21 protein-coding genes are annotated in these 25,619 nt (G+C 55.7%); 10 read left to right on the forward strand and 11 right to left on the reverse strand.

Features of this window, described 5'->3' with window-relative positions:
- Nucleotides 1–29: 29 nt before the first annotated feature.
- Entirely contained in the window at nt 30–1,382 is a 1,353-nt protein-coding gene (gene pmbA, locus QMG44_RS13960; protein WP_020882904.1) for a metalloprotease PmbA, read from the reverse strand.
- Nucleotides 1,383–1,476: 94 nt separating this feature from the next.
- Between pmbA and yjgA the strand changes: the two genes are divergently transcribed.
- Nucleotides 1,477–2,028 (forward strand): ribosome biogenesis factor YjgA, encoded by a 552-nt coding sequence (gene yjgA / locus QMG44_RS13965; protein ID WP_014168373.1) that lies wholly within the window; start codon nt 1,477–1,479, stop codon nt 2,026–2,028.
- 92 nt (nt 2,029–2,120) lie between these two features.
- Here yjgA and mpl read toward each other — a convergent pair whose 3' ends face one another.
- Nucleotides 2,121–3,497, reverse strand: a complete 1,377-nt coding sequence (mpl, locus tag QMG44_RS13970; protein ID WP_025205787.1) for a UDP-N-acetylmuramate:L-alanyl-gamma-D-glutamyl-meso-diaminopimelate ligase — start codon at nt 3,495–3,497, stop codon at nt 2,121–2,123.
- 197 nt (nt 3,498–3,694) lie between these two features.
- On the opposite strand from mpl, the gene fbp reads away from it, so the two are divergent.
- Both fbp and QMG44_RS13980 read left to right on the forward strand, forming a co-directional pair.
- Nucleotides 3,695–4,693, forward strand: coding sequence for a class 1 fructose-bisphosphatase (fbp, locus tag QMG44_RS13975; RefSeq protein WP_020882906.1), 999 nt, complete (start codon nt 3,695–3,697; stop codon nt 4,691–4,693).
- A gap of 148 nt (nt 4,694–4,841) precedes the next feature.
- Nucleotides 4,842–5,198, forward strand: coding sequence for a LysR family transcriptional regulator (locus QMG44_RS13980; protein ID WP_025205788.1), 357 nt, complete (start codon nt 4,842–4,844; stop codon nt 5,196–5,198).
- On the opposite strand, the gene QMG44_RS13985 is transcribed toward QMG44_RS13980, so the two are convergent.
- From QMG44_RS13985 to ytfQ, 5 genes are all read right to left on the reverse strand, one after another.
- Nucleotides 5,170–6,741: a methyl-accepting chemotaxis protein gene (locus QMG44_RS13985; protein ID WP_025205790.1), complete on the reverse strand. Its 1,572-nt coding sequence runs from the start codon at nt 6,739–6,741 to the stop codon at nt 5,170–5,172. The genes QMG44_RS13980 and QMG44_RS13985 overlap by 29 nt on opposite strands.
- 93 nt (nt 6,742–6,834) lie before the next feature.
- Nucleotides 6,835–7,836 (reverse strand): galactofuranose ABC transporter, permease protein YjfF, encoded by a 1,002-nt coding sequence (gene yjfF / locus QMG44_RS13990; protein WP_020882909.1) that lies wholly within the window; start codon nt 7,834–7,836, stop codon nt 6,835–6,837.
- Nucleotides 7,823–8,848 carry a galactofuranose ABC transporter, ATP-binding protein YtfT gene (gene ytfT / locus QMG44_RS13995; RefSeq protein WP_025205793.1) on the reverse strand — a complete coding sequence of 342 codons (1,026 nt, stop codon included), beginning with the start codon at nt 8,846–8,848 and terminating at the stop codon, nt 7,823–7,825. The genes yjfF and ytfT overlap by 14 nt, the downstream gene beginning before the upstream one ends.
- 10 nt (nt 8,849–8,858) lie before the next feature.
- Nucleotides 8,859–10,361: a galactofuranose ABC transporter, ATP-binding protein YtfR gene (gene ytfR / locus QMG44_RS14000; protein WP_020882911.1), complete on the reverse strand. Its 1,503-nt coding sequence runs from the start codon at nt 10,359–10,361 to the stop codon at nt 8,859–8,861.
- A 124-nt stretch (nt 10,362–10,485) separates the two neighbouring features.
- Complete coding sequence (gene ytfQ, locus QMG44_RS14005; protein WP_020882912.1) at nt 10,486–11,442, reverse strand: galactofuranose ABC transporter substrate-binding protein YtfQ; 957 nt, start codon at nt 11,440–11,442, stop codon at nt 10,486–10,488.
- A gap of 309 nt (nt 11,443–11,751) precedes the next feature.
- Between ytfQ and ppa the strand changes: the two genes are divergently transcribed.
- A complete protein-coding gene (gene ppa, locus QMG44_RS14010) occupies nt 11,752–12,282 on the forward strand; it encodes an inorganic diphosphatase (protein ID WP_020882913.1) in 531 nt (176 codons plus the stop codon).
- A 511-nt stretch (nt 12,283–12,793) separates the two neighbouring features.
- The gene (locus QMG44_RS14015) at nt 12,794–13,087 is read left to right on the forward strand and encodes a hypothetical protein (protein ID WP_086533171.1); all 294 of its coding nucleotides are present in this window, start codon (nt 12,794–12,796) and stop codon (nt 13,085–13,087) included.
- A gap of 42 nt (nt 13,088–13,129) precedes the next feature.
- Here the strand turns inward: QMG44_RS14015 and QMG44_RS14020 are convergent, their stop codons facing one another.
- From QMG44_RS14020 to tamA, 3 genes are read right to left on the reverse strand one after another with little or no spacing between them, the layout of a single operon-like run.
- Nucleotides 13,130–13,474: a gamma-glutamylcyclotransferase gene (locus QMG44_RS14020; RefSeq protein ID WP_014168360.1), complete on the reverse strand. Its 345-nt coding sequence runs from the start codon at nt 13,472–13,474 to the stop codon at nt 13,130–13,132.
- Between the two features lie 2 nt (nt 13,475–13,476).
- A complete protein-coding gene (gene tamB / locus QMG44_RS14025; RefSeq protein ID WP_086533170.1) occupies nt 13,477–17,253 on the reverse strand; it encodes an autotransporter assembly complex protein TamB in 3,777 nt (1,258 codons plus the stop codon).
- The gene (gene tamA / locus QMG44_RS14030; protein WP_020882918.1) at nt 17,250–18,983 is read right to left on the reverse strand and encodes an autotransporter assembly complex protein TamA; all 1,734 of its coding nucleotides are present in this window, start codon (nt 18,981–18,983) and stop codon (nt 17,250–17,252) included. The genes tamB and tamA overlap by 4 nt, the downstream gene beginning before the upstream one ends.
- A 225-nt stretch (nt 18,984–19,208) precedes the next feature.
- Here tamA and msrA point away from each other — a divergent pair, with 225 nt between their 5' ends.
- Nucleotides 19,209–19,850, forward strand: a complete 642-nt coding sequence (msrA, locus tag QMG44_RS14035) for a peptide-methionine (S)-S-oxide reductase MsrA (protein ID WP_020882919.1) — start codon at nt 19,209–19,211, stop codon at nt 19,848–19,850.
- Here msrA and QMG44_RS14040 read toward each other — a convergent pair whose 3' ends face one another.
- On the reverse strand, nt 19,851–20,909 hold the full coding sequence (locus QMG44_RS14040) for a LacI family DNA-binding transcriptional regulator (RefSeq protein WP_086533169.1): 1,059 nt from the start codon (nt 20,907–20,909) through the stop codon (nt 19,851–19,853).
- Nucleotides 20,910–21,102: 193 nt separating this feature from the next.
- On the opposite strand from QMG44_RS14040, the gene QMG44_RS14045 reads away from it, so the two are divergent.
- From QMG44_RS14045 to QMG44_RS14060, 4 genes are read left to right on the forward strand one after another with little or no spacing between them, the layout of a single operon-like run.
- A complete protein-coding gene (locus QMG44_RS14045; RefSeq protein ID WP_281853112.1) occupies nt 21,103–22,254 on the forward strand; it encodes a Gfo/Idh/MocA family protein in 1,152 nt (383 codons plus the stop codon).
- A 16-nt stretch (nt 22,255–22,270) separates the two neighbouring features.
- Entirely contained in the window at nt 22,271–23,449 is a 1,179-nt protein-coding gene (locus QMG44_RS14050) for a Gfo/Idh/MocA family protein (RefSeq protein ID WP_232937807.1), read from the forward strand.
- 2 nt (nt 23,450–23,451) lie between these two features.
- Nucleotides 23,452–24,519 carry a Gfo/Idh/MocA family protein gene (locus QMG44_RS14055; RefSeq protein ID WP_032679504.1) on the forward strand — a complete coding sequence of 356 codons (1,068 nt, stop codon included), beginning with the start codon at nt 23,452–23,454 and terminating at the stop codon, nt 24,517–24,519.
- A 12-nt stretch (nt 24,520–24,531) separates the two neighbouring features.
- The gene (locus tag QMG44_RS14060) at nt 24,532–25,566 is read left to right on the forward strand and encodes a Gfo/Idh/MocA family protein (RefSeq protein WP_086533166.1); all 1,035 of its coding nucleotides are present in this window, start codon (nt 24,532–24,534) and stop codon (nt 25,564–25,566) included.
- Nucleotides 25,567–25,619: the final 53 nt, after the last annotated feature.

Consider the following 25,619-nt stretch of genomic DNA (forward strand, 5'->3'; position numbering starts at 1 on the left):
TTTTTATTATTAAAACGCCTTTACGGGTATTACTGCCCGGCGATTTTCATCTCCGGTAAGAGGACTGAACCACACTGTATATTGCTACGTGTTTCAATATCGTTACCGACAGTAACAATATTGCGCCACATGTCTTTCAGGTTGCCGGCGATGGTAATTTCGCTAACCGGATACTGAATTTCACCGTTCTCAACCCAGAAGCCCGCCGCGCCGCGCGAATAATCGCCGGTAATGCCGCTTACGCCCTGGCCCATTAACTCGGTGACGACCAGACCGGTACCCATCTCTTTAAGCATCTGCTCAAAGCTCAGGCCCTGACCCGCGATTCGCCAGTTGTGAATGCCGCCCGCGTGACCGGTGCTTTTCAGCCCCAGCTTGCGCGCAGAGTAGTTGGTCAGCAGCCACTGCGTCAGAATGCCGTCTTTGATGATATCGCGGCGCTCGGTGCGCACACCTTCACTGTCGAACGGCGTCGAGGCCAGCCCTTTCAGCAGGTGCGGATGCTCTTCAATGGTCAGCCATTCCGGCAGGATCTGCTTGCCCAGCGAGTCGAGCAGGAACGTCGATTTACGGTAAACGGAGCCCCCGGCAATCGCCCCCACCAGGTGGCCAAACAGGCCGGTCGCCACTTCATTGGCAAAAATGACCGGGGCTTTCATGGTGGAGAGTTTACGTGGCGACAGACGGGACAGCGTGCGCTGCGCGCATTCTGCGCCAACCCACTCAGGAGACTGCAAATCGCCCAGCGCGCGACCAATGGTGTAGGCGTAATCACGCTCCATATCACCGTTCTCTTCAGCGATAACGCAGCTGGAGAGCGAATGACGCGTTGAGCAGTAGCCCTGCAGCATCCCGTGGCTGTTACCAAACACTTTGATACCGTAGTGGCTGTTAAAACTTCCGCCTTCGGTATTGGTGATGCGTTTATCGGCCTTCAGAGACGCCTGCTCGGCACGGGCAGCCAGTTCGATCGCTTCGTCCGGCGTCACTTCCGCCGGGTGGAAAAGATCGAGATCCGGGGCATCGAATGCCAGCAGCTCTTTGTCGGCAACGCCGGCGTAAGGATCGGGCGAGGTGTAACGCGCAATATCCAGCGCAGCCTGCACCGTACGGGCAATGGCATCCGGGCTGAGATCGGTCGATGACGCGCTGCCTTTGCGATTCTGGTGATAAACCGTGATCCCCAGGGCGCCATCGCTGTTGAATTCTACATTTTCCACTTCGCCGTAGCGGGTGCTGACGCTGATGCCGGTGGTTTTGCTTACCGCCACTTCGGCGCCATCTGATTTACCTGAAGCGAGCGTCAGCGCGGTGGAGACGGCTTCTTCCAGAATCTTACGCTGCGCTTCAACTTGTGAGGTTACTTTCATCGCAAATGCCATACTGTAAGAGAGAGTTAATTGAAGTCTAACAGAGAACCGTTTTTCAGTGCGCGTCTTAACTGGTAACATTAGCCTCTTTTTTAAGGAGCCTGACATGACTAAGCAGCCCGAAGACTGGCTCGACGACGTTCCCGGTGATGACATCGAAGACGAAGATGATGAGATCATCTGGGTCAGTAAAAGTGAAATTAAACGTGACGCCGAAGAGTTAAAACAGCTTGGCGCGGAAATGGTAGAACTGGGTAAAAACGCGCTGGATAAACTCCCGCTCGACCAGGATCTGCGCGATGCCATTGAACTGGCACAGAAAATCAAGAAAGAAGGCCGTCGCCGTCAGCTTCAGCTTATCGGTAAAATGCTGCGTCAGCGTGACGTTGAACCGATCCGCCAGGCGCTGGACAAACTGAAAAACCGCCACAACCAGCAGGTTGCGCTGTTCCATAAGCTTGAGCAGATCCGCGATCGTCTGATTGAACAAGGTGATGATGCGGTACCGGAAGTACTGAACCTGTGGCCGGATGCCGATCGCCAGCAGCTGCGTTCGTTGATCCGCAATGCCCAGAAAGAGAAAGAAGCGAACAAGCCGCCGAAGTCTGCACGCCTGATTTTCCAGTATCTGCGTGAGCTGTCTGAAAACGAAGAGTAAGCACAGCATCGTTGAGTGCCCTTAACCCCGCCCCTCTCCCTGTGGGCGAGGGAGAAAAAGCCCGGTAAGCGTGAACGCTACCGGGCTTTTTTTTACTCTGCGACCGCCTGCGCTTTCTTCGCCAGACCGTCCAGCAGCTTCTGATGGATCCCGCCAAAACCGCCGTTGCTCATCACCAGAATGTGATCGCCAGGCTGTGCGGCTTTCACCACCATATCCGCCAGCGCATCCACATCCGCACTCCAGTGCGCAGGCTGAATGCAGGCATCGGCCACTTCGGCCACCTGCCACGGAATATGCTGCGGCTGCAGCAGGAAGACTTCATCGGCACGCCCTAAGGATGGCGCAAGATCGTCTTTGCAGATGCCCATTTTCATGGTGTTCGAACGCGGTTCCAGCACGGCCAGAATGCGGGCGGTCCCGCCGACTTTGCCGCGTAAAGCTGCAAGCGTCGCCAGAATGGCGGTCGGGTGATGCGCAAAATCGTCATACACCGTGACGCCGTGGGCTTCACCGCGCAGCTCCAGACGACGACGGGCGTTAATGAACGAGCCTAACGCATCCGCCGCATCCGCAGGCTGAACGCCCACATGACGTGCCGCGGCAATCGCCATCAGGCCGTTGTGCATGTTGTGCTCGCCCACCAGGCCCCACTTCACCTCACCCACTTTCTCACCGTCGAGCAGCACTTCCCACTCGGAGGCATCCGCGTTGAGTTTTTTCGCCTGCCAGTGTCCCTGCTCGCCCACCAGCTCCTGCTCGCTCCAGCATCCCATCGCCAGGGTTTGCTTCAGGTTGATGTCGTTTTCCGGCAGGATGATGCGGCCCTGACCCGGAACGATGCGCACCAGATGGTGGAACTGTTTCTGAATCGCTTTCAGATCGTCAAAAATATCGGCGTGATCGAACTCAAGGTTGTTGAGGATCAGCGTCCGCGGGCAGTAGTGCACGAACTTGGAGCGCTTGTCGAAGAACGCGCAGTCATACTCGTCGGCTTCGATCACGAAGAACGGGCTGTCACCCAGACGCGCAGAAACATCGAAATTACCCGGTACACCCCCGATTACAAAACCTGGCTTATAACCACAGGCTTCGAGGATCCAGGTCGCCATTCCGGCGGTCGTGGTTTTGCCATGCGTTCCGGCTACGGCAACGACCCAACGGTCGCGCAGCACGAAATCATGCAGCCACTGCGGGCCAGACATGAACGGAATGTTGCGTTCCAGAACCGCCTCAACGCACGGATTACCGCGGGTCATGGCGTTGCCAATGATCACCAGATCCGGCTCAGGATCCAGCTGGCTGGCATCGTATCCCTGAATCAGAGAGATGCCCTGTTTCTCCAGAAGCGTGCTCATCGGCGGATACACATTGGCGTCCGAACCTGTCACTTCATGGCCCAGAGAGCGCGCCAGCATTGCCAGTCCGCCCATGAAAGTGCCACAAATCCCCAATATATGAATGCGCATACGTCACTATCCTTCTTCAATGTGGCGCACATTTTACTCACATGTCAGCGACAGCGAAACGCATTTCAGGTAAATCCGTATATTGCTGGCGCGATTCACCTCTGCGCTAATATTTGAATGTTTGTTAAGATTGTTGGGCTTTAGTCGTTTTAGTGAACATACAATCGCTCTACTCACAAAGATGCAGGGAAAGTGTTATGAAAACGTTAGGTGAATTTATTGTCGAAAAGCAGCACGAGTTTTCTCATGCTACGGGTGAACTCACTGCTTTGCTGTCGGCAATAAAGCTGGGCGCTAAGATCATCCACCGTGATATCAACAAGGCCGGTCTGGTCGATATCCTGGGTGCCAGCGGTGCCGAGAACGTTCAGGGCGAGGTTCAACAGAAACTCGATCTGTTCGCAAATGAAAAACTGAAAGCTGCACTGCGCGCGCGCGACATCGTGGCGGGTATCGCCTCCGAAGAAGAAGATGAAATTGTCGTTTTCGAAGGGTGTGAACACGCTAAATACGTTGTGCTGATGGATCCGCTGGACGGTTCCTCTAACATCGACGTTAACGTTTCTGTCGGTACCATTTTCTCCATCTACCGCCGCGTCACGCCTGTTGGCACGCCGGTGACAGAGGAAGATTTCCTGCAGCCGGGCAGTAACCAGGTGGCAGCCGGTTACGTCGTTTATGGCTCCTCCACCATGCTGGTGTACACCACGGGCTGCGGCGTTCACGCCTTTACTTACGATCCCTCGCTGGGCGTTTTCTGCCTGAGCCAGGAACGTATGCGCTTCCCGGAGAAGGGCAACACCTACTCCATCAACGAAGGCAACTACATCCGATTCCCGAACGGCGTGAAGAAATACATCAAGTTCTGCCAGGAAGAAGATAAAGCCACTCAGCGCCCGTACACGTCCCGCTATATCGGCTCGCTGGTTGCTGACTTCCACCGCAACCTGCTGAAAGGCGGTATCTACCTCTACCCAAGCACGGCAAGCCACCCTGACGGCAAGCTGCGTCTGCTGTATGAATGCAACCCAATGGCGTTCCTGGCCGAACAGGCTGGCGGCAAGGCGAGCGACGGTAAAGAGCGTATTCTGGACATCGTGCCGGAAAGCCTGCACCAGCGTCGTTCGTTCTTTGTCGGCAACACCCATATGGTTGATGACGTTGAACGTTTTATCCGTGAGTATCCGGACGCATAACCCATAACACGGGGAGCCCTTCAGGCTCCCCGCTTCATTTATATATTTTACCGTATAAGTGTTTATAAAAAACACGCTTTAATATTCGGTTTTGCTCCTGCATTATTTCCATAACAGTTTGACAAATATTTCCTGGAGCCTAATCGTCATGAAAAATTATTCCCGTGCTAATACCGGCATTGATTTAAATCTTATCCCTGTTTTTATTGAAGTGGTCCGTTGCGGCAGTATGGCAAAAGCCTCCGTACGTCTGGAGATGTCGCGCCCCGCGGTGAGTCTGGCATTAAAACGCTTTAATCAGCTGTTTGACGAGCCGCTATTTTTCCGCAAAGGGTTATATCTTGAGCCGACTGAAAATGCATTAGCATTAACCCAGTCTCTGGAAATATTAATGGGCGACATTCACGATAATATTGGCGCATTAAATTCAGCGACACATAAAACCCCGACACAGAATGCGCCGGGGCGGGAAAATATTATGCCGCTGTCTGAGCCGTCAGTTTAAATGATGCCATGGCGTCCATCAGCTGACGCGATTGCTCTTCCAGCGAGCGCGTCGCGGCAGAAGATTGCTGGACCAGCGCCGCATTCTGCTGCGCGGTTTCGTCCATCTGATTCACGGCAATATTCACCTGCTCAATGCCGCGACTCTGCTCCTGGGACGCGGTCGCAATCTCGCGCATCAGTTTGGTCATGCGCAGTACTTCTGTTGCGATCTCATCCATCGTTTCGCCAGCCTGCTGCGCCAGCTCGCTGCCTTCGTTTACGTGGGTCTGAGAATCACTGATAAGCGAACGGATCTCTTTTGCTGCGTCAGCGCTGCGGCTGGCGAGGTTTCGCACTTCACCGGCGACAACGGCAAACCCGCGCCCCTGCTCACCCGCGCGCGCCGCTTCCACCGAGGCGTTCAGCGCCAGAATATTGGTCTGGAAGGCAATGCCGTCAATGACGCTCAGAATATCGGCGATGCGTGCCGAACTGCCGGCGATATCACGCATTTTTTCAATGACGTAGCAGACCATTTCGCTGCCGTGATCGGCGGTGTCAGACACGGATTTCGCCAGCTGGTGCGCCTGCTCGGCGTTGTCTGCATTGAGTTTCACCGTGGCGGTGATCTCTTCCATGCTGGCGGCCGTCTGCTCAAGCGATGTCGCGGTGGATTCCGTGCGCTGGGCAAGATCCATGTTCCCCGCCGTCAGCTCGCGGCTGCCGGTATCAATTTGCGAGCTGGCATCACGTACCCGTAAAACCGAGTTCATCAAAGACTGCCGCATCCCCTCAATGGCCGCGTTCAGGCGGTTAAACTCCTGGCTCGCCGGGTCATTCAGCGTATGGGTTAAATCGCCCGCCGCCACGTTCTCCAGCTGAGCAATGGAGGCCGAAAGCGGTTTGAGCAGCATGTGACGCAGTACCAGCCACGCCAGCACAATAATGCCAGCCGTCAGCAGCGCGGCCACCACGATCAGGATCAGTACCCGGTTTTTGCTCGACTGCACGGCCTTCACTTCCGCTTTCCCGCGCGCTTCGCTCCATTTCTGAAAGACCTGCATATCATTATCAAACTGCGCCGCCACCGGGATCAGCGTGTTCTCAAGCAGATCGTAATAGCTGTCTGCGCTCTGATCGTTCAGGGCTTTCAGCATCGGGTCGATCCCCTGCTGGTTATAGGTCGCCAGGCTCGCGGCCACCTTATCCAGCAATTTTTGTCCCTGCTCATCCGCCACCCCGCCGTCGATCACGCCTTTCAGCGTTTTACGGGCCTGGGCAATCTCCTGATTGATGTTTTTCACCGATTTGGCCGCGTCATCCAGCATGCCGATTTCCATCATCCGGACCGCCTGACCCGCTTCATTACGCGCGCGCAGGATCAGGGTATAGCCAGAATTAAGCTGCACCATCTGCTCACCCTGAAGGTGGTTGATGCGCTGGAGTGAAGAAGAACTTTGTGTGAGGGCATAAATGCCAATGCCGCTGACAATCAGCAGCAGAAGGGTCATAACGGCCAGTAAAGAGAGCAAGCCGGTACGAATCGATAGCGTTTTAAGCATGATATTATTTCCGGTAGCGAGATATTTCTGGGCATAAAAAAAGAGTATCGGCCGCTACCGGAAAATGTTTAGACTTTAAGCAAATTCAGCGTGTTATGGCTCTGTTACTGAAGTGTTTACACGGGTAACAGGCGAGCTTTGTCGGTTCTCCCAGAGCACCGTCAGGCCGCGCTGCAGAGCGATAAAAATAAACAACAGAATGCCAATGGCGATCTTGGTCCACCATGAACTGAGCGTGCCGTCAAAGTTGATATAGGTCTGGATCAGTCCCTGGATCGCCACGCCGAACAGCGTCCCCAGCACCGTGCCAACGCCGCCGCTGAGCAACGTGCCGCCAATCACCACCGAGGCGATGGCATCAAGTTCCACCCCGACGCCTGCCAGGGCATAACCCGCCTGGGTATAAATCGAGAAGACGATCCCCGCCAGCGTCGCCAGTCCGGTCGAGAGCATATAGATGCGGATTGTGGTGCTGCGGGTGGAGATCCCCATCAGATTTGCCGAGGTGGCACTGCCGCCAATGGCATAGACCTGATTACCAAACCGGGTACGGTGGGCAAGGAAGATCCCCACCACCACCACGCCCAGCATCAGCAACCCCATTGCGCTCAGACGACCGCCGCCGGGGATTTTCCACGCCAGGCTGGAGAGCGTGTCGTAGACAGGATGGTTAATCGGAATCGATTCTTCCGAGACCAGGTAGCTCACGCCGCGCAGGAAGAACATGCCGGCGAGGGTGATAATAAAAGCCGGAATTTTCAGCGCGTCGATCAAAAGCCCCATAAAGGCGCCAAACGCGCAGCCCATCACCAGCACCAGCGGGAAGGCCAGCAGCGGCGAGATCCCCCAGAAACCGATCGCTTTTGCGAGGAATACGCCCGTGAAAGCGATCACCGACCCAACCGAGAGATCGATCCCACCGGAAAGGATCACAAAGGTCATGCCAACGGCGATAATGCCTAAAAAGGCGTTATCCGTCAGAATGTTGCAAATCACCCGGGTAGAGGCAAAGCCCGGGAATTGCGTCAGGCAGTAGAGATAACCCAGCACAAACACGCCCAGGGTGATCATTAACGGTAAATTACGTTTTATCATGGCCACGGATCCCTTTAATGATGCTGACAAAGCGCGGCGACTGGACGATCAGCACGCAGAGCACGACCACCGCTTTCACCACCTGGTTGAGTTCCGGCTGAAAACCGGAGAGCAGGATCCCGGTATTCATACCCTGAATAATCAGCGCGCCGATCACCGAGAGCAGCAGATTAAACCGCCCGCCCATCAGCGATCCGCCACCGATAACCACCGCCAGGATCGCATCCAGCTCCAGCCATAGCCCGGCGTTGTTGGCATCCGCACCACGGATGTCCGCCGCGACGATCACCCCGGCAATGGCGGCGCAAATGCCGCTCAGCACGTAGGTCAGCATAACCATCAGCCGTGTATTAACCCCGGCGTTTCGCGCCGCACGGATGTTAATCCCGACCGCTTCAATGAACATGCCCAGCGCCGTTTTACGGGTAAAGAGCCAGAACACGACTAATGTGACCAGCGCAATAACGATCGGCGTCGGGAAGAAGAACAGTTTACCGCTGCCAAGCCATGCCAGCCCGGGGGAGTTGAAGGTCACAATCTGACCCGAGGTGATAAGCTGTGCCACACCGCGTCCGGCCACCATCAGGATGAGAGTGGCGACAAACGGCTGAATTTTCAGGACCGCCACCAGAATGCCGTTCCACAGTCCGGCCAGCACCCCGGTACCTAATGCAGCCAGCAGCACCACCGGCAGGCTGTGCCCGGCGACGGTCATGGACGCTGCCGTGGCGCCGGCGATGGCCATCACCGCACCGACAGAGAGGTCAATCCCGCCGGTGGCGATCACCAGCGTCATACCAATGGCCAGAAGCGCCACCGGGGCGGCACGGTTTAAAATGTCTATCGGACTGCCAAACAGCCGGCCATCCTGCACGATAATCTGAAAGAAATGCGGGGCGACCAGGCTATCGATCAGCAGCACCAGCAGCAACGCGATAATTTGCGGCGTGCCGGTAGGCCAGGTGAAGCGGCGCCTGGTTGCACCGGTTTGCGGAAGCGAACGGGGCATCACGATTAACTCCTTACGCCGCGATGGCATTCATGATTGCCGGAACGGACAGTTTATCCAGCGGGATTTCTGCCACCTGCTTACGATCGCGCATGATGATGACGCGATCGGCATACCCCACCAGCTCTTCCAGCTCGGATGAAATAACCAGCAGCGCCAGACCGTCTGCACACAGCGTTTCGATAAGCCGGATAATTTCGGCATGCGCCCCGACGTCGATACCGCGCGTCGGTTCATCGAGGATCAGGAACTGGGGTTTAGTCAGCAGCCAGCGTGACAGCAATACCTTCTGCTGGTTGCCACCGGAGAGAAATTCAATGGGCTGTTCAGCGCTCGGCGTACGAATACCGAGCTGACGGATAAATCGCTCGGCTATGGCGTTTTGTTCTTTCCGCGGGATGGGGCGTAGCCATCCGCGCTGCGCCTGCAGAGCCAGAATGATATTTTCCCGCACCGAGGCGGCGGCAATTATGCCATCGGTTTTCCTGTCTTCCGGGCAGAAGCCCACGCCCAGGCAGGAGGCCTGATGCGGCGATCGCAGGGTCTGCGGTTTACCTTTGATCAGCGCGCTGCCGCTGTCCGCAGGTTTGATCCCGAAGATCACCTCGGCGGTTTCGGTGCGCCCGGAACCCAGCAGGCCCGCCAGCCCGACAATTTCACCGGGCCGCACGTCCAGATTAAAGGGCGAGATCACCCCTTTTTTGCCAAAATCGCTGAAGGCCGCGACCGGTTTATCGCTGAGCAACGTGCGGCCTGCACGCTGAAGCGCGTTGGTTTCCAGCTCGCGGCCCAGCATCATTTTGACCAGCTCTATCTGCGGCAGCTCGCGGGTTTCGCGGCAGCCGACAAAGCTGCCGTTGCGCAGCACCGTGATGCGATCGCTGACCTCATACACCTGATCGAGGAAGTGGGTGACGAAGATCAGGCTTACCCCCTGATCGCGCAGCTGGCGCATCAGGGTAAAGAGCATTTCAACTTCCTGGGTATCAAGGCTCGCGGTAGGCTCATCAAGGATCAGCACTTTCGCGGAGAGATCGATCGCCCGGCAAATCGCGACAATTTGCTGCATCGCGACGGAAAAACGGTTCAGCGGTTCGCGAACGTCCAGGGAGAAGCCATAGGATTCCATCAGCCTGGTGGCCCGCGCTTCCATCTCTTTGCGTCGCAGCAGGCCGAAGCGTCTTGGCTCACGGCCGATAAACAGGTTATCCGCCACCGACATATTCGGCAGCAGGTTCACTTCCTGGTAAACCGTCCCAATCCCCAGCTGTTGTGCATGGGCGGTGTTTTTTGGCGAAATGGCGTTGCCTTCTAGCCAGATTGTGCCGCGATCGGCATGGTAAACGCCGGTAAGTGCCTTAATCAGCGTCGATTTTCCCGCACCGTTCTCTCCCAGCAGCGCCATAATCTCACCGCGTCGCAGGCTAAAATCAACGTTATCCAGCGCTTTTACACCGGGGAAAAACTTGCTCAAGCCCTCTGTGCGGAGGATTTCCTGGTGTTGTGTGTCGGTCATGTTTCCCCCTCACCCTCGCCCTCTCCCGGTTGGGGAGAGGGAAATGTTCATGCCAGTCTACCCGCCCTTGTATACCCTCTCCCCTCAGGGGAGAGGAGGGGGGTAAGGGGCGAGGGAAAAGGCCTTAGTAGCCCATATTTTTCTTCTTCTCTAACTCTTCTTTCGCGGTGTCAGGCAGGTAGAGCGTCGATTTGGTGATCGTCACTTTTTCAGGCAGGGTGCCGTCTTTCTTGAATTTCTCCAGCGCATCGAATGCCGGGCCAGCCATGTTTGGCGTCAGCTCCACGCTGGCGTTCGCTTCGCCGTCCATCATCGCTTTATAGATATCCGGCACGCCATCGATAGAGCCAGTGAGGATATCTTTGCCCGGCTTCAGCCCCGCTTCTTTGATGGCCTGGATAGCCCCGATCACCATGTCATCGTTGTGGGCGTAAACCATGCAAATGTTCTTGCCGTTGTTTTCAGCCTTGATAAAGCTCTCCATGACCTCTTTACCTTTACTGCGGGTAAAGTCGCCGGACTGAGAGCGGATAATCTTAATGTTTGGCGCTTTGGCGATGGCTTCCGCGAAGCCTTTCTTACGATCGATGGCCACGCTCGCCCCGACGGTCCCCTGCAACTCAACGACGTTACACGGCTTGCCATCCACCTGTTTCACCAGCCAGTCACCAATTAATTGGCCCTCGAGAACGTTGTTGGCGGTGACGGTGGTCATATAGAGAGATTTGTCTTTTACATCAATGGAACGATCGAGCAAAACAACCGGGATCTCAGCGTCTTTCGCTTCCTTCAGGACCGGCTCCCAGCCTGTAGCCACAACCGGCGCAATAAAGATGGCATCAACGCCCTGGGCGATAAATGACCGCACGGCTTTGATCTGGTTTTCCTGTTTTTGCTGCGCATCGGCGATTTTCAGGGTGATACCGCGTTTCTGGGCCTCGCTTTTCGCAACGTTGGTTTCTGCCGCTCGCCAGCCGGATTCAGAGCCGACCTGGGAAAAACCTACGGTTAAAGGGGCGGCCATCGCCATAGACGACATGGCTGCCGAAACTGCTGTGACAAGAAGTAAGCGCTTCCACATATGAACGTCCTCGTAGGGGTGTTTATTGTTGGTTAAAAGATGTTCTGCGAAATGACTATAGCCAATGAAATATGTAACGAATTGCGTTACATCACACTTCAGAAAAGTGAATAAAACGTTAATCACAAGTTTGTAATCGCTTTCATTTCACCATTAAAAAAGCGGCTGAGTTTATGGATTTTCCTGTCATGGAATCGGTCTGAAAAGTGGGGAGAACGTGGAGAGAAGACGAAAACAGGCGGAGACATTCAGCGCCAGTTGGCTATAATACCTGCCACTTGTTTACCATCCATTTTAAAGGACACAGACATGAGCTTACTCAACGTCCCTGCGGGTAAAGAACTGCCAGAAGACATCTACGTAGTTATCGAAATCCCGGCTAACGCAGATCCTATCAAATACGAAGTGGACAAAGAGAGCGGTGCGCTGTTTGTAGACCGTTTCATGTCTACCGCCATGTTCTACCCATGCAACTACGGTTACATCAACCACACCCTGTCTCTGGACGGTGACCCGGTTGACGTACTGGTCCCAACGCCATACCCACTGCAGCCAGGCGCAGTCATTCGCTGCCGTCCTGTTGGCGTGCTGAAAATGACCGACGAATCTGGTGAAGATGCGAAACTGGTTGCTGTTCCGCACACCAAACTGAGCAAAGAGTACGATCACATCAAAGATGTGAACGACCTGCCAGAACTGCTGAAAGCGCAGATCACTCACTTCTTCGAGCACTACAAAGACCTCGAAAAAGGCAAGTGGGTTAAAGTTGACGGCTGGGAAAACGCAGAAGCCGCGAAAGCGGAAATCATCTCCTCTTTCGAACGCGCTGCGAAGAAGTAATTCTTACCCCTGAATAATAAGGCCCCGCGAGTCGGGGCTTTTTTATGCTTTGCGTCTGACGCGACACTGGCACGCTAAATACGGTATAGCGGGTAACATCTCAAGGAACCAGCAGAATATATGAGCTTGTGACCCCAGGTTTTGTCCCCGGCAGAGCCGACCTGTTTGAAGAGCTTGCAGGGTATTATGAGAGTGATGGCCTGATATTTACCGATAGAGGTCTTTGATATTATCTAACGCTATTAATAGCCTGCTTTTGCCCTACTCGCTGCGTTAAAACAATTACCGACGAATATGCCCGTTTCGTGTCTGCTTCAGGTCTTTATGAAGACAGGTGTGTCTACCCTTTTTGTTGCAATGCACAGCGGGTAGAGTAAACGGCATACCCTGAGCTCAGGTGCTACTAATATCACCCATAGCTATTTTTTAATTGAGTTGCTGGCCAGAACACTCCTGACCATCGCGATCGTGAGCGTTTTACATGCTACGTTTCTTTCTTCACAGCATAAAGATGGGCTACATAAAGGCGTTTGACTGTTACGGCAAAGACAGCAAATGGCAGTATCTCTGCATCATGACATTCCAGCTCGCCTGGTTTTTGTTTTATTTATGGATCCCCTACCGCAGCAATTATGCCATTTTGCTGTTTTTACTGTTTTTTATTCCCGTCATTTCAAGCAATACGCGGTGCATCAACTACTACGGCTTTTCACGCGCCCTGTGCCTGATATGGCTGGTTGCTCCGTACATCATGCTTTTTGTTCCGCTGTTTTTGACCCGACGCCGAAGCACAGAAGAGAGCTAAGCCCATAAAAAACAACGCCACCTGACGGTGGCGTTGTTTTTTTCAGTACTGGTCTCTGTCTAACCAGTTACCGCTTACAATCCGCTTTAACCCCTCGACCGGACGCTGGTAGACGTACATCCACGCACTTCCATACGGCGTCTGGATCAACTGGCGAGCGTATTCACCGCCCCTGGTGCGCAAGGCATCAAGTTCGGCAAGTGTAGCATTATCAATACGATAAACTTCACCCTGTACTGTTCCTTCCCCAGGAACCGCGCCTGGATAGTGGCCCAGGCTATACAACTGGTAGTTCTCGATATTGTAATTCCCCAGCAGCAGGGCATTGGTCATCCAGTGACTGTTGCCTTGCTTGGTTCGTAAACTGCCGTAGACAAATATTCGCATTGCTAAAACTCAAACTGATAGAGCAGATCAAGTGCCTGGTCTACGCCGGACACTGCTTCCAGATATAGCTTAGGCATAAGGCGATAGCGTAACGTGAGTGTTGCCAGTGAGTCAAAGATCCCCACGCCATATTTTACCTGCAGACCCGGCAGTACATAGCCACTGACCACCACTTGCGAGGAGTCACCCACGCCCTGGGTGTCCAGTGCCAGATTGCTTACGCCGAACGTCTCGCCGATTTTACCCACAACCTGCCCACTTTGTGCAACCCCCAGACCCACTAACATCGAGGTCATCGCCGCACTGTCGCTCTGGCCGCTCTCCAGTCCTTGCCCACGCAGCAGGTAAGACAGGGCTTCCTGTTGCGACATTGCCGGGTCGGAGAAGATCTCCGCCTTCGGTTCATCAGCAGAGCCGGTAACGCGAACGCCCGCAATAACGTCGTTTTCGGTGGCTTCCGGGTTACGAATCGCTTCGATATTGAGCAGTGGCTGATCCGGTGGGCCGGAGAACAGCAGTTCACCTTTACGCACAATCAGATCCTGACCATAGGCATGGAAGCGTCCTTCAGGAATATTGATCTGACCGTTCAGACCCAGACCCTGCTTGTCCTGCGCGACTTTCAGATCCCCCGTCAGTCTCGCCTTCAGCCCAAACGCATCCAGACGCACGTTATTGCCGACGTGAACGGTGAGGTTACTGTTGATCGGAATACCGGCGCTCTTCTGCTCAACGGGTTTGAGATTTTCATTGAGCATGACTTCGTCACTGGAGACGCCCACCGCGCTCTCAGGCACCTCGTGCACCACGATGCGTGCCCACGGTACGTCCACGTTGCCGTCCAGCGTGAAGAGGCTTGGGGTGGCTTCAAAGACAATATCCGGGGATACATCCAGACGTACCATCGGCGGTACGGTGATCCGCACCTTGCTGCCTTTGGCCGCGACACGGGCCCGCCAGTTATCAAGCTGGCTCCAGTCGGCATCGCCGCTGAGGTTGATTTGCCCCTGCTGGGTACGCACCACCCCGGCGAGGGTCGAGCTCATGCCGTTGAAGTTCATCGCAATCTGGCTTGGCTGCATATCAAACGGCATAAAGTTGCCGTCGATATCCACGCCGTTAAGCTGCATCTGGCCAAACAGCTGCGGGCTTTGCGCATTGCCCGCCAGGCGCAGGTTCGCGCTGAGCATCCCCTCCGCTTTTTCTCCGCGTGAGAAAATCGGGTTGGCCATCGCCAGGTTGAAGTTGCGGATATTAACGTTACCGGCGAGATTACGGCGTCCTTGCGGATCGGTAATCTGCACCTGCCCGTCAAACTGACCGTTGTTGGTCAGACGGATAAGCCACCCCAGCTCCGCGCGGTTGTTATGCAGATCGGCACTCAGGTTGAGGGTATCAAACGCCACCGGCAGCGGTGCGTCGTTTACCTCCTGTATCACCTTCACGTTACGACCGGAGAGCGTCACGCTACCCTGCGGCAGCCCCTCTTTGGTTGTGTCCCACGCGACATCGGCTTTCCCGCTAAAGACGCCGCTGGCCTGAGTCGTCTCCGGCATAAACGGTTTTAGCATCGCCAGGTCGAAGCGATTAAGGTTGATCTGCGCACGCCCTTCAGCCCCCGCATCAATGGTCTGCGGCACGCACAGTTCCGCATTCGGGTTGGTCCAGCAGTGCGGTCCGATACTGATCTTTTGTTCGGCGTTGCGGTAGTCCAGCGCGATAGAACGGGACAGCGCCAGCGGCCCTACCGGGGTGTTGAAGCGGGTATTGTCTAGCGTCCCTTTCCAGCGCGCCTGTTTGCGATCAAAGCTTCCGGTCAGATGAAGCTGACCGGATACCGGCTCGCCCTGCACCTTAAGCTGGAGATCGTGCTGTTTTTCGTTACCTTTGGCATCCAGAGTGACCAGATTAATGTTCACGTCGGGCTGAGAAATGCGCTCCACGCGCAGGTTCAGGTTACCGCCAATCTGATCGGTGGATTTCACATCCCCTTCGACGCGAACCCGCGCAACGGTCAGCGCCTGCCAGCGCAGGTTGCTGGCGGTGATATCGGCCAGCAGCTGCGGAGCCTCTACCGTGCCGCGCACCTTCACTAACCCTTTCGCCGTGCCGCCCAGCCCTGGCAGGGCGTTATCCAGATTTGGTGCATCAATGGTGGCATCGAGATTAAGATCTTTCACCCCCAGCTCGCCTTTGATATCCGCCGTGTTACGGCCCAGCGCCACGTGCAGACCCGGGATCACCCACTGCAGATAGCTGTTGCCCTTCAGCGAGCCTTCAACGTTGACCTTATTCTGCTTCACGTTACCGGTAAGCTTGATTTCCGGCACGTCCATCTGCCACGTACCGCCATACAGGCTGCCGCGGGTTTTGATCAGGCCGTCCAGTTTTGATGGCCAGTCCGGCACCTCTTTGGCCGTGTTGATCCCCGTCAGCTTCAGCTCGCCACGCCAGCTGATCGCCTGCTGCCAGTCAAGCAGCGCGGTGAGTTCCGTTTTGCCTTCCAGCGCCGCGACGGTCAGTTTGTCGAGATTCACCTGCTGCTCGTTGCCTTTAGCATCCAGCATAATCGTCGCAGGCGGAACACCTTGCCCCTTCACCGCCGTGCGGAACGACAGGGTGTAATCCGTCATTTTGCCGCTCAGCTTGAGCTTCAGGTCATCGGCCTGGAACTGTTTTTCGCCGGTGAACGGCCAGTAGAGCTGCTTACTGACAACCTCAAGGTTGAGCGGCAGCCCCGCTTCCGCCAGCTGCGTTTGCGCGCGCAGATCCATATCCACCGGGCCGGAGAGGTTAACGCCGACATCCAGTTTATCGCGCAGCGCCCCGCCCACTTTGACCTTCACTTTTTCGCCTTTCAGCGGGTCGATGTTGAGCGAACTGTTCAGGGTGATATCCACCGGCCAGTTGTCGCGCAGCAGGGCATTCCCTGACGCGTTAACCGAGCCCTGGTTGGTGTCGATATCCAGCGCGTCGAGCTTCATGTTGCCGTCGATGCTGCTGACTTTAAGCAGCATGTTGAAGACCGTCAGATCGGTATCGCCGGTGAGACGCAGCTGCTCGCCTTTAAACTCTTCGATATTCAGGTTCAGCGGCAGATGAACGTCCGTCATCTCCGGCAGCACAGGTTTAGAGAAGAGATCTTTCAGCGTTTCGCCCAGCGGTTTCTCTTCCGGCTGCGGGTTCTGGATCTTCGGCTCGACAATTTCTTCCTGCGCCACGTCCGCCACTTTCGGCAGCGCAATCAGCAGCCCCTGAAGGGAGGTTGGCGTCAGGGTGAGGTTTTTCTCCTGCCAGCGCAGGCCGGAGGTGAAATCCATGACGGAGACGGTGGTGTCGTCGATTTTGACATTGACGTTATCCAGCGCCACCCGATAGAGGGCAATCGGATACGGTGTGGAGAGATTCAGCGGGCCGCTATCCTCTTCCTCAACGGGTGCCGATTTCGGCATTTTCTTCGAATCTATCGCCACGTTCACGTCTTTCAGCGACAGATCGTTAACGCACAGCTTGCTGTCCCGCAGGCAGCCCAGCTTCACCGCGAGGTGAAATTCCCCCGCGTTTACCGCCACGCCAGGCTGCTCATAGCGGATGTTTTTCAGACGCAGATCGCGCCAGCCGCCTGTCACCTGGCCAATTTCCAGCCCGGGAATCCAGCGGTTAGCCGCGTTAAACAGCAGATGCAGGCCAGACGTCGTTCCGACCAGAAACGCCACCGTACCGAGCAGCAGTACGATAAAAATCAGCACCCCGAGGCTTATCTTCTTCCATAAACTCATAATTCAGGCCCCAGACCGATGTAAAACTGTAAACCGTGTTCTTCTTTATCACCCACCGGCACGGCGAAATCGAGCTTGATTGGCCCGACGGGAGACTGCCAGCGTACGCCCACGCCCGCGCCGGTTTTAAAGTCGCTGCGGCGGATATCGCTTACCGCTTCGCCGCCGTCGACAAACATCGCGCCCCACCATTTTCCGCTGACGTTGTACTGGTACTCCAGCGAGCCGGTAGCCAGCTTGGAGGCACCAATCAGCTTGCCGTCATCATCTTTCGGCGCGATGGATTTGTATTTGTAACCGCGAATACTGCGGTCGCCACCGGCGAAGAAGCGCAGATCCGGCGGAACTTTGTCGAAGTCGCCGGTTTCAATCCAGCCGAGGTTGCCGCGCATCACGAAACGGTGTTTGTCATACAGCGTGCGGATCCAGACGTTTTGCGCCTGAATCACCGAGAAATCCACATCGGAACCCCACATGGTGTTGGAGTAATCGATGGAGTAACGCTGGGAATCGCCCCAGGTTGGCATCAGGCCGCCGCGCGAGCGGGTACGGCTGATCATCACCCCCGGGTAGAGCAGCATGGTGGTGTTGGTGACGTTGGCCTGGGTAAAGTGGTCCAGACTCCAGCGCAGGTTAATGGCGCGCTGCCAGCCGCTGGAGAGGTCCCAGTATCGCGATACCGCAAGCGTGGTGGAATCTGCCTCGGTATCATTCAGGTCGGTACGCTTAAAACCGCCCTGAACAAGGTAATACTGTTCAAGCGGGTTTTTCAGCAGCGGCATTTTGTAGCTGAAATCGAGCTGTTGTTCCGGCGCCGAGATACTGGCGCTGGTGGTCAGGCTGTGGCCGTATGAGTTCATCCACGGCTTTTTCCACGTGGCTTTCACGCGCGGACCGACGTCGGTCGAATAACCAACACCGGTCTCAATGGTGTTCTCGGTGCGCGGCGAAACAACGCCATGCAGCGGCAACACCTTGGTTTTGCGCGATTTATCAAACTCCGGCGCGACAACCACCGAGTTAAACCACCCGGTGGCGGAGAGGCGGCGGTTCAGCTCCGCCAGATCACGCGACTGGTAGTAATCGCCTTTTTTGAAAGGCACGAGGTTTTGCAGATACTCTTCACGAATTTGTGAGCCTTCGAAGGTCACATCGCCGAAACGATAACGTTCGCCGCTGTCATAATCGATATCCCAGAAGGCCTGGTGCCTGTCGAGCGCAATGCCCAGCTGGCTTTTGTCGAACTGGCTGTCAAAGTAACCCTTACGCAGGGAGACGCTCGTCAGCTCTTTTTTGAAATGGTCGTAGTCACCGTGGTTCAGCACGGTACCGTTTTTCGGCCGCGTGCTGAGCAGATCCAGGTAATCCCGGTCCGTACGCGCGCCGCCGCGCAGAATGACGTTAGTGCCGCCGATCAAGACCGGCTCACCCGGTGAAACGCGGGCAATAAGCACCTGTCGCCCCTTCTTTGGCGGCGGACGGAGATCGAAATCAATGGTGGGTTCGTAATAACCCAGCGCTTTCAGCCCTTCGCGGATCGCATCATCCACGCGCGCGCGAAAACGCCGGTCCGGCGTCACTTCGTCGCTCTCGATGGTCGACAGCTGCGCACGCACGTTTTTTTCCAGCGCCCCGGATAACCCCTCAACCTGCAAACGGACATTCGCCGCGCTGGCAACCCCGCTTGTCAGCAATAAACTGACCAAACATAACTGGCGGATTTTTGTCACGTTTTCTCCTGAATATCCCTTTTTCCACCCTGGAAGCAAATGAAGTGCCGCTCCGCGGCAAAATACGGCCTGTTAGCCAAAAACCCACATCACGGGTTGAAAACGGGTGTAACACCCAAATATTTCTTATGATTAAATCTAGACTCATTCAGCGCATTTATTGTGTTCAATTAAACGCTTCGTGACAACCTTAACCGAAACATCGCAGCCCGGGAGGCCCCCATCGTGAGTTTATTCGACAAAAAGCATCTTGTTTCACAAGCTGATGCATTACCGGGACGCAACACCCCTATGCCTGTGGCGACCTTACACGCCGTGAATGGCCATTCAATGACAAACGTTCCTGATGGAATGGAAATCGCCCTGTTCGCCATGGGCTGCTTCTGGGGCGTAGAACGTCTCTTCTGGCAACTCCCCGGCGTTTACAGCACCGCGGCGGGTTACACGGGGGGGTATACGCCAAACCCAACCTATCGCGAAGTGTGCTCTGGCGAGACCGGTCATGCCGAAGCCGTACGCGTGGTGTATGACCCTGCCGTCATTAGCTATGAGCAACTTCTGCAGGTGTTCTGGGAAAACCACGACCCGGCCCAGGGCATGCGTCAGGGTAACGACCACGGCACCCAGTACCGCTCGGCTATCTACCCTCTCACTCCTGAGCAGGAGACGGCCGCCCGCGCAAGCCTTGAGCGCTTCCAGAAAGCGATGCACGATGCCGGTGACAACCGCGAGGTCACCACGGAAATCGCCTCTGCCAAACCGTTCTACTATGCGGAAGACGACCACCAGCAGTACCTGCATAAAAACCCGTACGGCTACTGCGGTATCGGGGGTATCGGCGTCTGCCTGCCGCCACAGCTGGCCTGATTACTGGTCTAGCGCCACGCGAGCCGCGTGGCGCGTGGCATTACTGACCGACCCATAATTCATGACTTTTCCCTGCAACAGCAGGTTAAAAACCGGTGCCTGCGGCCTGTTAAGGCGGGTCTGCAGCAGGTGCACGGCCTCAATCCCCAGTTCGCGGCAGGGCACCGTGACCCCCGTGACCGGTTTTTCCAGCCCGTGCGCTAAATTCCAGGCAAAATCGGTGGTAATCAGAGAGATGTCTTCCGGAACGCGCAGCCCGTGGCGGGTCAATGCCCTCACCACACCTTCGGTCATGCTGGTGCTGTTCGGGAAAATCACCTCAGGCCACTGCGCTCTGTCATGACTCAGCAGCCACTCATCCAGCGCCCGCTCGGCTTCGTCTGCGGTAAACCACTCCGTCACGAGTAAATCACGCTGCGGCTCAAAGGCGACGTGAAAATGGCGATACGCCTCTTTAATGCCATCCAGACGAGCGTAAAGCGTATCTCGCCGAAGGCAGGTCAGCGTCAGGACCCGCCGGTGCCCCTGTTCAAAGAGATACTGCATGGCGGTGAAGCCAATCGCCCGGTGATCGGGTGATACCGAATCCAGTACCCGCTCCCGGTCCACGGAATTAATTAAGACGCAGGGTTTATTGAGCGTGCTGGCCAGTTTAAATATGGTGGCATCATCAGTACCAATAATAATTATCGCGTTGATGTTCTTCTGGCTGGCCTTTTCCATAAATAATTTTACATCGGCGTGTTGTTCTTCTAATCCGCAACAGCTGACCCACACATTGTGTGGCGAGCAGGCCTCAGCAATCCCTTTGGTCACCTCAAGATAAAAAATATCGCCGCGCCCCTGAAAGGTTCTTTCCGGAGCAAAAACGGCAATACCGTTAATCAACAGCCGTCCACTGGCCATGGACTCCAGCACGCCCAGCTCTCGTGCGGTGCGAACGATTGCATCCCGGGCTTTATCGCTGGTATATGACTTGCCGCTTAATACCCTCGACACCGTGCTAACGGAATATCCCGTGAGGGCCGCGATCTCCTCCATTTTTAACCTGCCCGGCATAGTGTGACCTCGCTCTCAATCAGTTTTTGCAAATATTTGCAGAAACAGCCTTTTGATTTTAAAACCAAATTTCAGAAAGCCTGGAGATTACTTATTCACCTTGCGAGTATTCTCACAAAAACACATTGTCGCTACGCCTCGCCTTTCCTATTTTCCGGTCATCACTTCTTTTCAACTGAAATTAAGGTGTGACATGGAGAAGGTACGTTTTGGCATTATTGGTATAGGTAATATCGGTACGGTCCACGCACGTTATTTACTCGCGGGTACGGTCAATGACGCCTGCCTGACGGCAGTTTGTGAAAATGCGCCGGAAAAACACCCGGCCATTCGCCAGCTGGTGGGGGCCATTCCCCTGTTCAGTGATGCCCAGGAGATGATCCAGAGCGGGCTTATCGACGCGGTGATTGTCGCCACGCCCCATTACGAACATCCGCGCCTGTCGATGCTGGCGATGCGTAACGGCATTCATACCCTGTGTGAAAAACCGGCAGGCGTTTATACGGCGCAGGTGCAGGAGATGAACGCCTGCGCGCGCGAGTGCGACGTGGTGTTTGGCATCATGTACAACCAGCGACCAAACCCGCTCTACCGGAAGGTTAAGGATCTTATCGACAGCGGCGAGCTGGGCGAGATCCGCCGTTCTAACTGGATAATCACCAACTGGTACCGCTCGCAGAGCTACTACAACTCCAGCGGCTGGCGCGCGACCTGGAAAGGAGAAGGCGGCGGCGTCTTGCTCAACCAGGATCCGCATCAGCTCGATCTCTGGCAGTGGCTGGTGGGCATGCCGGTCCGCCTGCGCGCGTTTTGCCAGTTCGGCAAACATCGTGACATTGAAGTGGAAGACGAGGTCACCGCCTATACCGAGTATGCCGGTGGGGCTACCGGTGTATTTATCACTACCGTGGCAGAAACGCCGGGGACAAATCGCCTGGAGATCGTCGGGGATCGCGGCAAAGTGGTCGTCGAAGAGGGGCGGCTTCGCTACTGGCGGCTACGTGAGTCCGAAACCGACTTTAACGCCCGCTGGCAAAACGGTTTTGGGGAGCCTGAATGCTGGGAGGTCGACATTCCTGTCGCCGCCGAATGCAGCGAACATCATGTCATTACCGCAAACTTCTGCGCCGCCATCCTGCACGGTGAACCGCTGATTGCGCCGGGCCTGGACGGGATCCACGGCCTGACGCTCTCTAATGCCATGCATCTTTCCACCTGGACTGACGACTGGGTCGAACTGCCGATCAACGAGAAACACTACTTGCGCCTGCTCCAGCAACGCATCAGCACCTCTGTTGCTAAAGAGGCCGTAAACGTGACGCTTGATGCCTCAGGCACCTGGTAACTCCGGAGACGACACGATGCTAAATATCGCCATTGTAGGTACAGGCAATATCTCACATAACCATATTCAGGGTTATTTGCAGTTTGGTCAGCGCTGCCGGATTGTCGCGCTGGTGGATATCTACCCGGAAAAAGCGCACGAGAAAAAAACGCGCTACGGCCTGACGCAGGCCCGCGTGTATGAGAGCCATCAGCAGATGCTGGCATCCGAGCCAGACGTCGATATCGTCGATGTCTGCACCCCGCCGTATGTCCACGCACAGATCAGCATTGATGCACTGGAGGCCGGGTGTCATGTGCTGTGTGAAAAGCCGATGGCCGCCTCGCTTGAGGAGTGCGACGCGATGATTGCGGCTCAGCAGGCCAGCGGTAAAACGCTCTCCATCATTGCGCAAAATCGCTTTACCGATGCCTTCTGGCGCTTAAAAGCAGCGCTGGATTCCGGCCTCGCGGGCAAAATCTGCCATGCGCAGGTGGATTCGTTCTGGTGGCGCGGCCACTGCTATTACGATCTGTGGTGGCGTGGCACCTGGGAAAAAGAGGGGGGCGGCTGCACGCTCAATCACGCGGTTCACCATATCGACGCTATTCAGTGGATGCTCGGGTTTCCATCCGAGGTGGTGGCGATGATGACCAACGTGGCGCATGACAATGCCGAAGTGGAAGACCTCAGCGCCGCAATATTCAAATATCCCAGCGGCGCACTCACGCAGCTTACCGCCTCGGTGGTGCATCACGGCGAAGATCAGAAGATCGTCATCCAGGGCGAGCGCGCACGCATCTCTGCCCCCTGGCAAGCCTGTGCCAGCGTGAGTGCCGATAACGGTTTTCCTCAGGAAACTCACGACCAGCAGCGGGAAGCACAGCTCAACGCTGTTTTTGCGCAGACACCGGCACTCGCGTGGACGCTGCATACCGGGCAGATTAACGACCTGCTGCTGAGTATTGAACGCGGCACGGCCCCGCTGGTGGATGGATTACAGGGAAAACGCTCGCTGGAGTTGATTACCGCAATTTATAAATCTGCCATCACCCGCACCGTGGTCTCGCTCCCCATTCCACGTGACGATCCGTTTTACCGTACCGGCGGGATTAACACCCTCGCCCCCCGTTTTCATGAGAAATCCACAAGCGTGGCCAACTTCAGCGAAGTGGGCGCTATCCCCCTGGGTAAAGATCTGGATCGAGGAATCTGAAGATGAATAAACATGACGGAATGAACTACGCGCCAGTCGGCAAACCTCAGCCCGTTGTCCGGGAAGGTGAGTTTGTCTTTGCCGCTGCCGCGCTCGACCACGGGCATATTTATGGAATGTGTAACGGGCTGATTGAAGCCGGCGCCACGCTGAAATGGGTTTACGATCCCGATCCGTCCAGAGTGGATAAATTTATCCAGCAGTATCCGCAGGCCAGAGTGGCGGATTCGCTGGAGGCGATCCTCGCCGATAACGAGGTGCGTCTGGTGGCAGGCGCCGCCATCCCCTCTGAACGCTGTGCGCTGGGGCTGAAATCGATGGCGGCGGGGAAGGATTACTTTACCGACAAAGCGCCGCTCACCACCCTTGAACAGCTGGCAGATGCCAAAGCGATGGTTGAAAAAACCGGTAAGAAATATGCGGTTTACTACAGCGAACGTCTGCATGTTGAGAGTGCTGTCTTTGCCGGTCAACTGGTAAAGCAAGGTGCCATCGGCGACGTGGTACAAACGCTGGGGACAGGCCCACACCGTGAAGGCGAAGGAAGGCCGGACTGGTTTTACGATCGGCGATACTTCGGCGGCATCCTGTGTGACATCGGCAGCCATCAGATTGAGCAGTTCCTTTTTTACACCGGCAACCGCGATGCCACCGTGATAGCAAGCCAGGTCCGGAACGTTAAACACCCGCAGTACCCCGCCTTTGAAGATTTTGGCGATGCAATGCTCAAAGGCGAAAACGGCGCCAGCGGCTACTTCCGCTGCGACTGGTTTACCCCGGACGGGCTGTCCACATGGGGTGACGGGCGACTGACGCTGCTCGGCACCGAGGGCTACATCGAAATCCGCAAATACGTCGATTTAACCCGCGGCGAGCAGGATGTGGTTTATCTCGTCAATAAAGAGGGGGAGTTCCGTTATCCGGTAGCAGGCCAGGTCGGATTCCCGTTCTTTGGCGAACTGATCCTCGACTGTCTCCATCGGACTGAAAATGCCATGACGCAGGCGCACGCTTTCAAGGCTGCGGAGCTGTGCGTGAAGGCTCAAATGCTCGCCAACGCGGCGGGTTAAGGGGAGCCGGAGATGACTATCCTGAATACCGCTATCATCGGCGGCGGGGCGATTCATGGCTGCCATGTCAATGCCCTGCGCCAGATGCCCAACGTCGCGCTGCGTGCGCTGGTCGACATCGACAGCGTTAAAGGACTGGCGCTGGCGAAAGACTATCAATGCCGTTTTTATCAGGATTACCGGGAAATGCTGCTGGATGATGCCATCGACGTGGTACACATCTGTACGCCCCATTTCGAGCATAAAGAGATGATTCTGGCGGCACTCGCCGCCGGGAAGCATGTTTTTTGCGAAAAACCGGTGGGCATGAACACCCGTGAACTCATTGATATCACCCGTGCCGCCGATCGGGCTCAGAGCCTGCTCGGCGTGTGCTATCAGAACCGGCTCAACCCCACCAGCCAGCGTATTCGGCAGGAGTTAGGCCATGGACAGCTGGGGAAAATGCTCAGCATCAGGGCAGTACTCACATGGTCACGCGCGGGCGCTTACTACACGCAAAGCCCCTGGCGCGGTCGGCTGGCAACAGAAGGCGGGAGTCTGCTGATCAACCAGGCAATCCATACGCTCGACCTGATGCAGTGGTTCGGCGAAGGCGTGACGCGAGTGAAAGGCGTGGTGGATAGCGGTGAGCTGGCAGACGTGACCGAAGGCGAAGACAGCGCAATGGCCACGCTACACTTCGCCAACGGCGCCCGCGGCCTGTTTTATGCCAGCAATTGCCACACCACGGACGCCCCTCTCCTGCTGGAGATCCACTGTGAACGCGGCTCGCTGCTGCTGAATGACAACACTCTCTGGCGCGTCACGCCGGGTGAGCGGTTAAAACTGGCAAGCGATGATTCCCCCGACGGCACGGTAAAAAGCTACTGGGGGCTGGGTCATCAGCAGGCGATCCACCGGTTTTATACTGCCGTTCATCATCCGGAAAACAGAGACTATATCGATATCCGTACCGCCGGAAAATCACTCACCCTTGTGGAGGCTATTTATCGGTCATCTCAAACAAGACAATGGATAAATATCAACAACCAGAACGTAATTTGAATTCCAGACGTTAATAAAAATACGCCCCGTAAAACGGGTTAATCATTACCCTA

Origin of the sequence: Enterobacter sp. 200527-13, from assembly GCF_027924865.1 — a bacterium.
Classification (GTDB): Bacteria; Pseudomonadota; Gammaproteobacteria; order Enterobacterales; family Enterobacteriaceae; genus Enterobacter; species Enterobacter ludwigii.

Coding starts and splice junctions, on each gene's coding strand:
- pmbA (WP_020882904.1), bottom strand. CDS start 1,382: ATGGCATTTGCGATGAAAGTAACCTCACAAGTTGAAGCGCAGCGTAAG.
- yjgA (WP_014168373.1), top strand. CDS start 1,477: ATGACTAAGCAGCCCGAAGACTGGCTCGACGACGTTCCCGGTGATGAC.
- mpl (WP_025205787.1), bottom strand. CDS start 3,497: ATGCGCATTCATATATTGGGGATTTGTGGCACTTTCATGGGCGGACTG.
- fbp (WP_020882906.1), top strand. CDS start 3,695: ATGAAAACGTTAGGTGAATTTATTGTCGAAAAGCAGCACGAGTTTTCT.
- QMG44_RS13980 (WP_025205788.1), top strand. CDS start 4,842: ATGAAAAATTATTCCCGTGCTAATACCGGCATTGATTTAAATCTTATC.
- QMG44_RS13985 (WP_025205790.1), bottom strand. CDS start 6,741: ATGCTTAAAACGCTATCGATTCGTACCGGCTTGCTCTCTTTACTGGCC.
- yjfF (WP_020882909.1), bottom strand. CDS start 7,836: ATGATAAAACGTAATTTACCGTTAATGATCACCCTGGGCGTGTTTGTG.
- ytfR (WP_020882911.1), bottom strand. CDS start 10,361: ATGACCGACACACAACACCAGGAAATCCTCCGCACAGAGGGCTTGAGC.
- ytfQ (WP_020882912.1), bottom strand. CDS start 11,442: ATGTGGAAGCGCTTACTTCTTGTCACAGCAGTTTCGGCAGCCATGTCG.
- ppa (WP_020882913.1), top strand. CDS start 11,752: ATGAGCTTACTCAACGTCCCTGCGGGTAAAGAACTGCCAGAAGACATC.
- QMG44_RS14015 (WP_086533171.1), top strand. CDS start 12,794: ATGGGCTACATAAAGGCGTTTGACTGTTACGGCAAAGACAGCAAATGG.
- QMG44_RS14020 (WP_014168360.1), bottom strand. CDS start 13,474: ATGCGAATATTTGTCTACGGCAGTTTACGAACCAAGCAAGGCAACAGT.
- tamB (WP_086533170.1), bottom strand. CDS start 17,253: ATGAGTTTATGGAAGAAGATAAGCCTCGGGGTGCTGATTTTTATCGTA.
- QMG44_RS14040 (WP_086533169.1), bottom strand. CDS start 20,909: ATGCCGGGCAGGTTAAAAATGGAGGAGATCGCGGCCCTCACGGGATAT.
- QMG44_RS14045 (WP_281853112.1), top strand. CDS start 21,103: ATGGAGAAGGTACGTTTTGGCATTATTGGTATAGGTAATATCGGTACG.
- QMG44_RS14050 (WP_232937807.1), top strand. CDS start 22,271: ATGCTAAATATCGCCATTGTAGGTACAGGCAATATCTCACATAACCAT.
- QMG44_RS14055 (WP_032679504.1), top strand. CDS start 23,452: ATGAATAAACATGACGGAATGAACTACGCGCCAGTCGGCAAACCTCAG.
- QMG44_RS14060 (WP_086533166.1), top strand. CDS start 24,532: ATGACTATCCTGAATACCGCTATCATCGGCGGCGGGGCGATTCATGGC.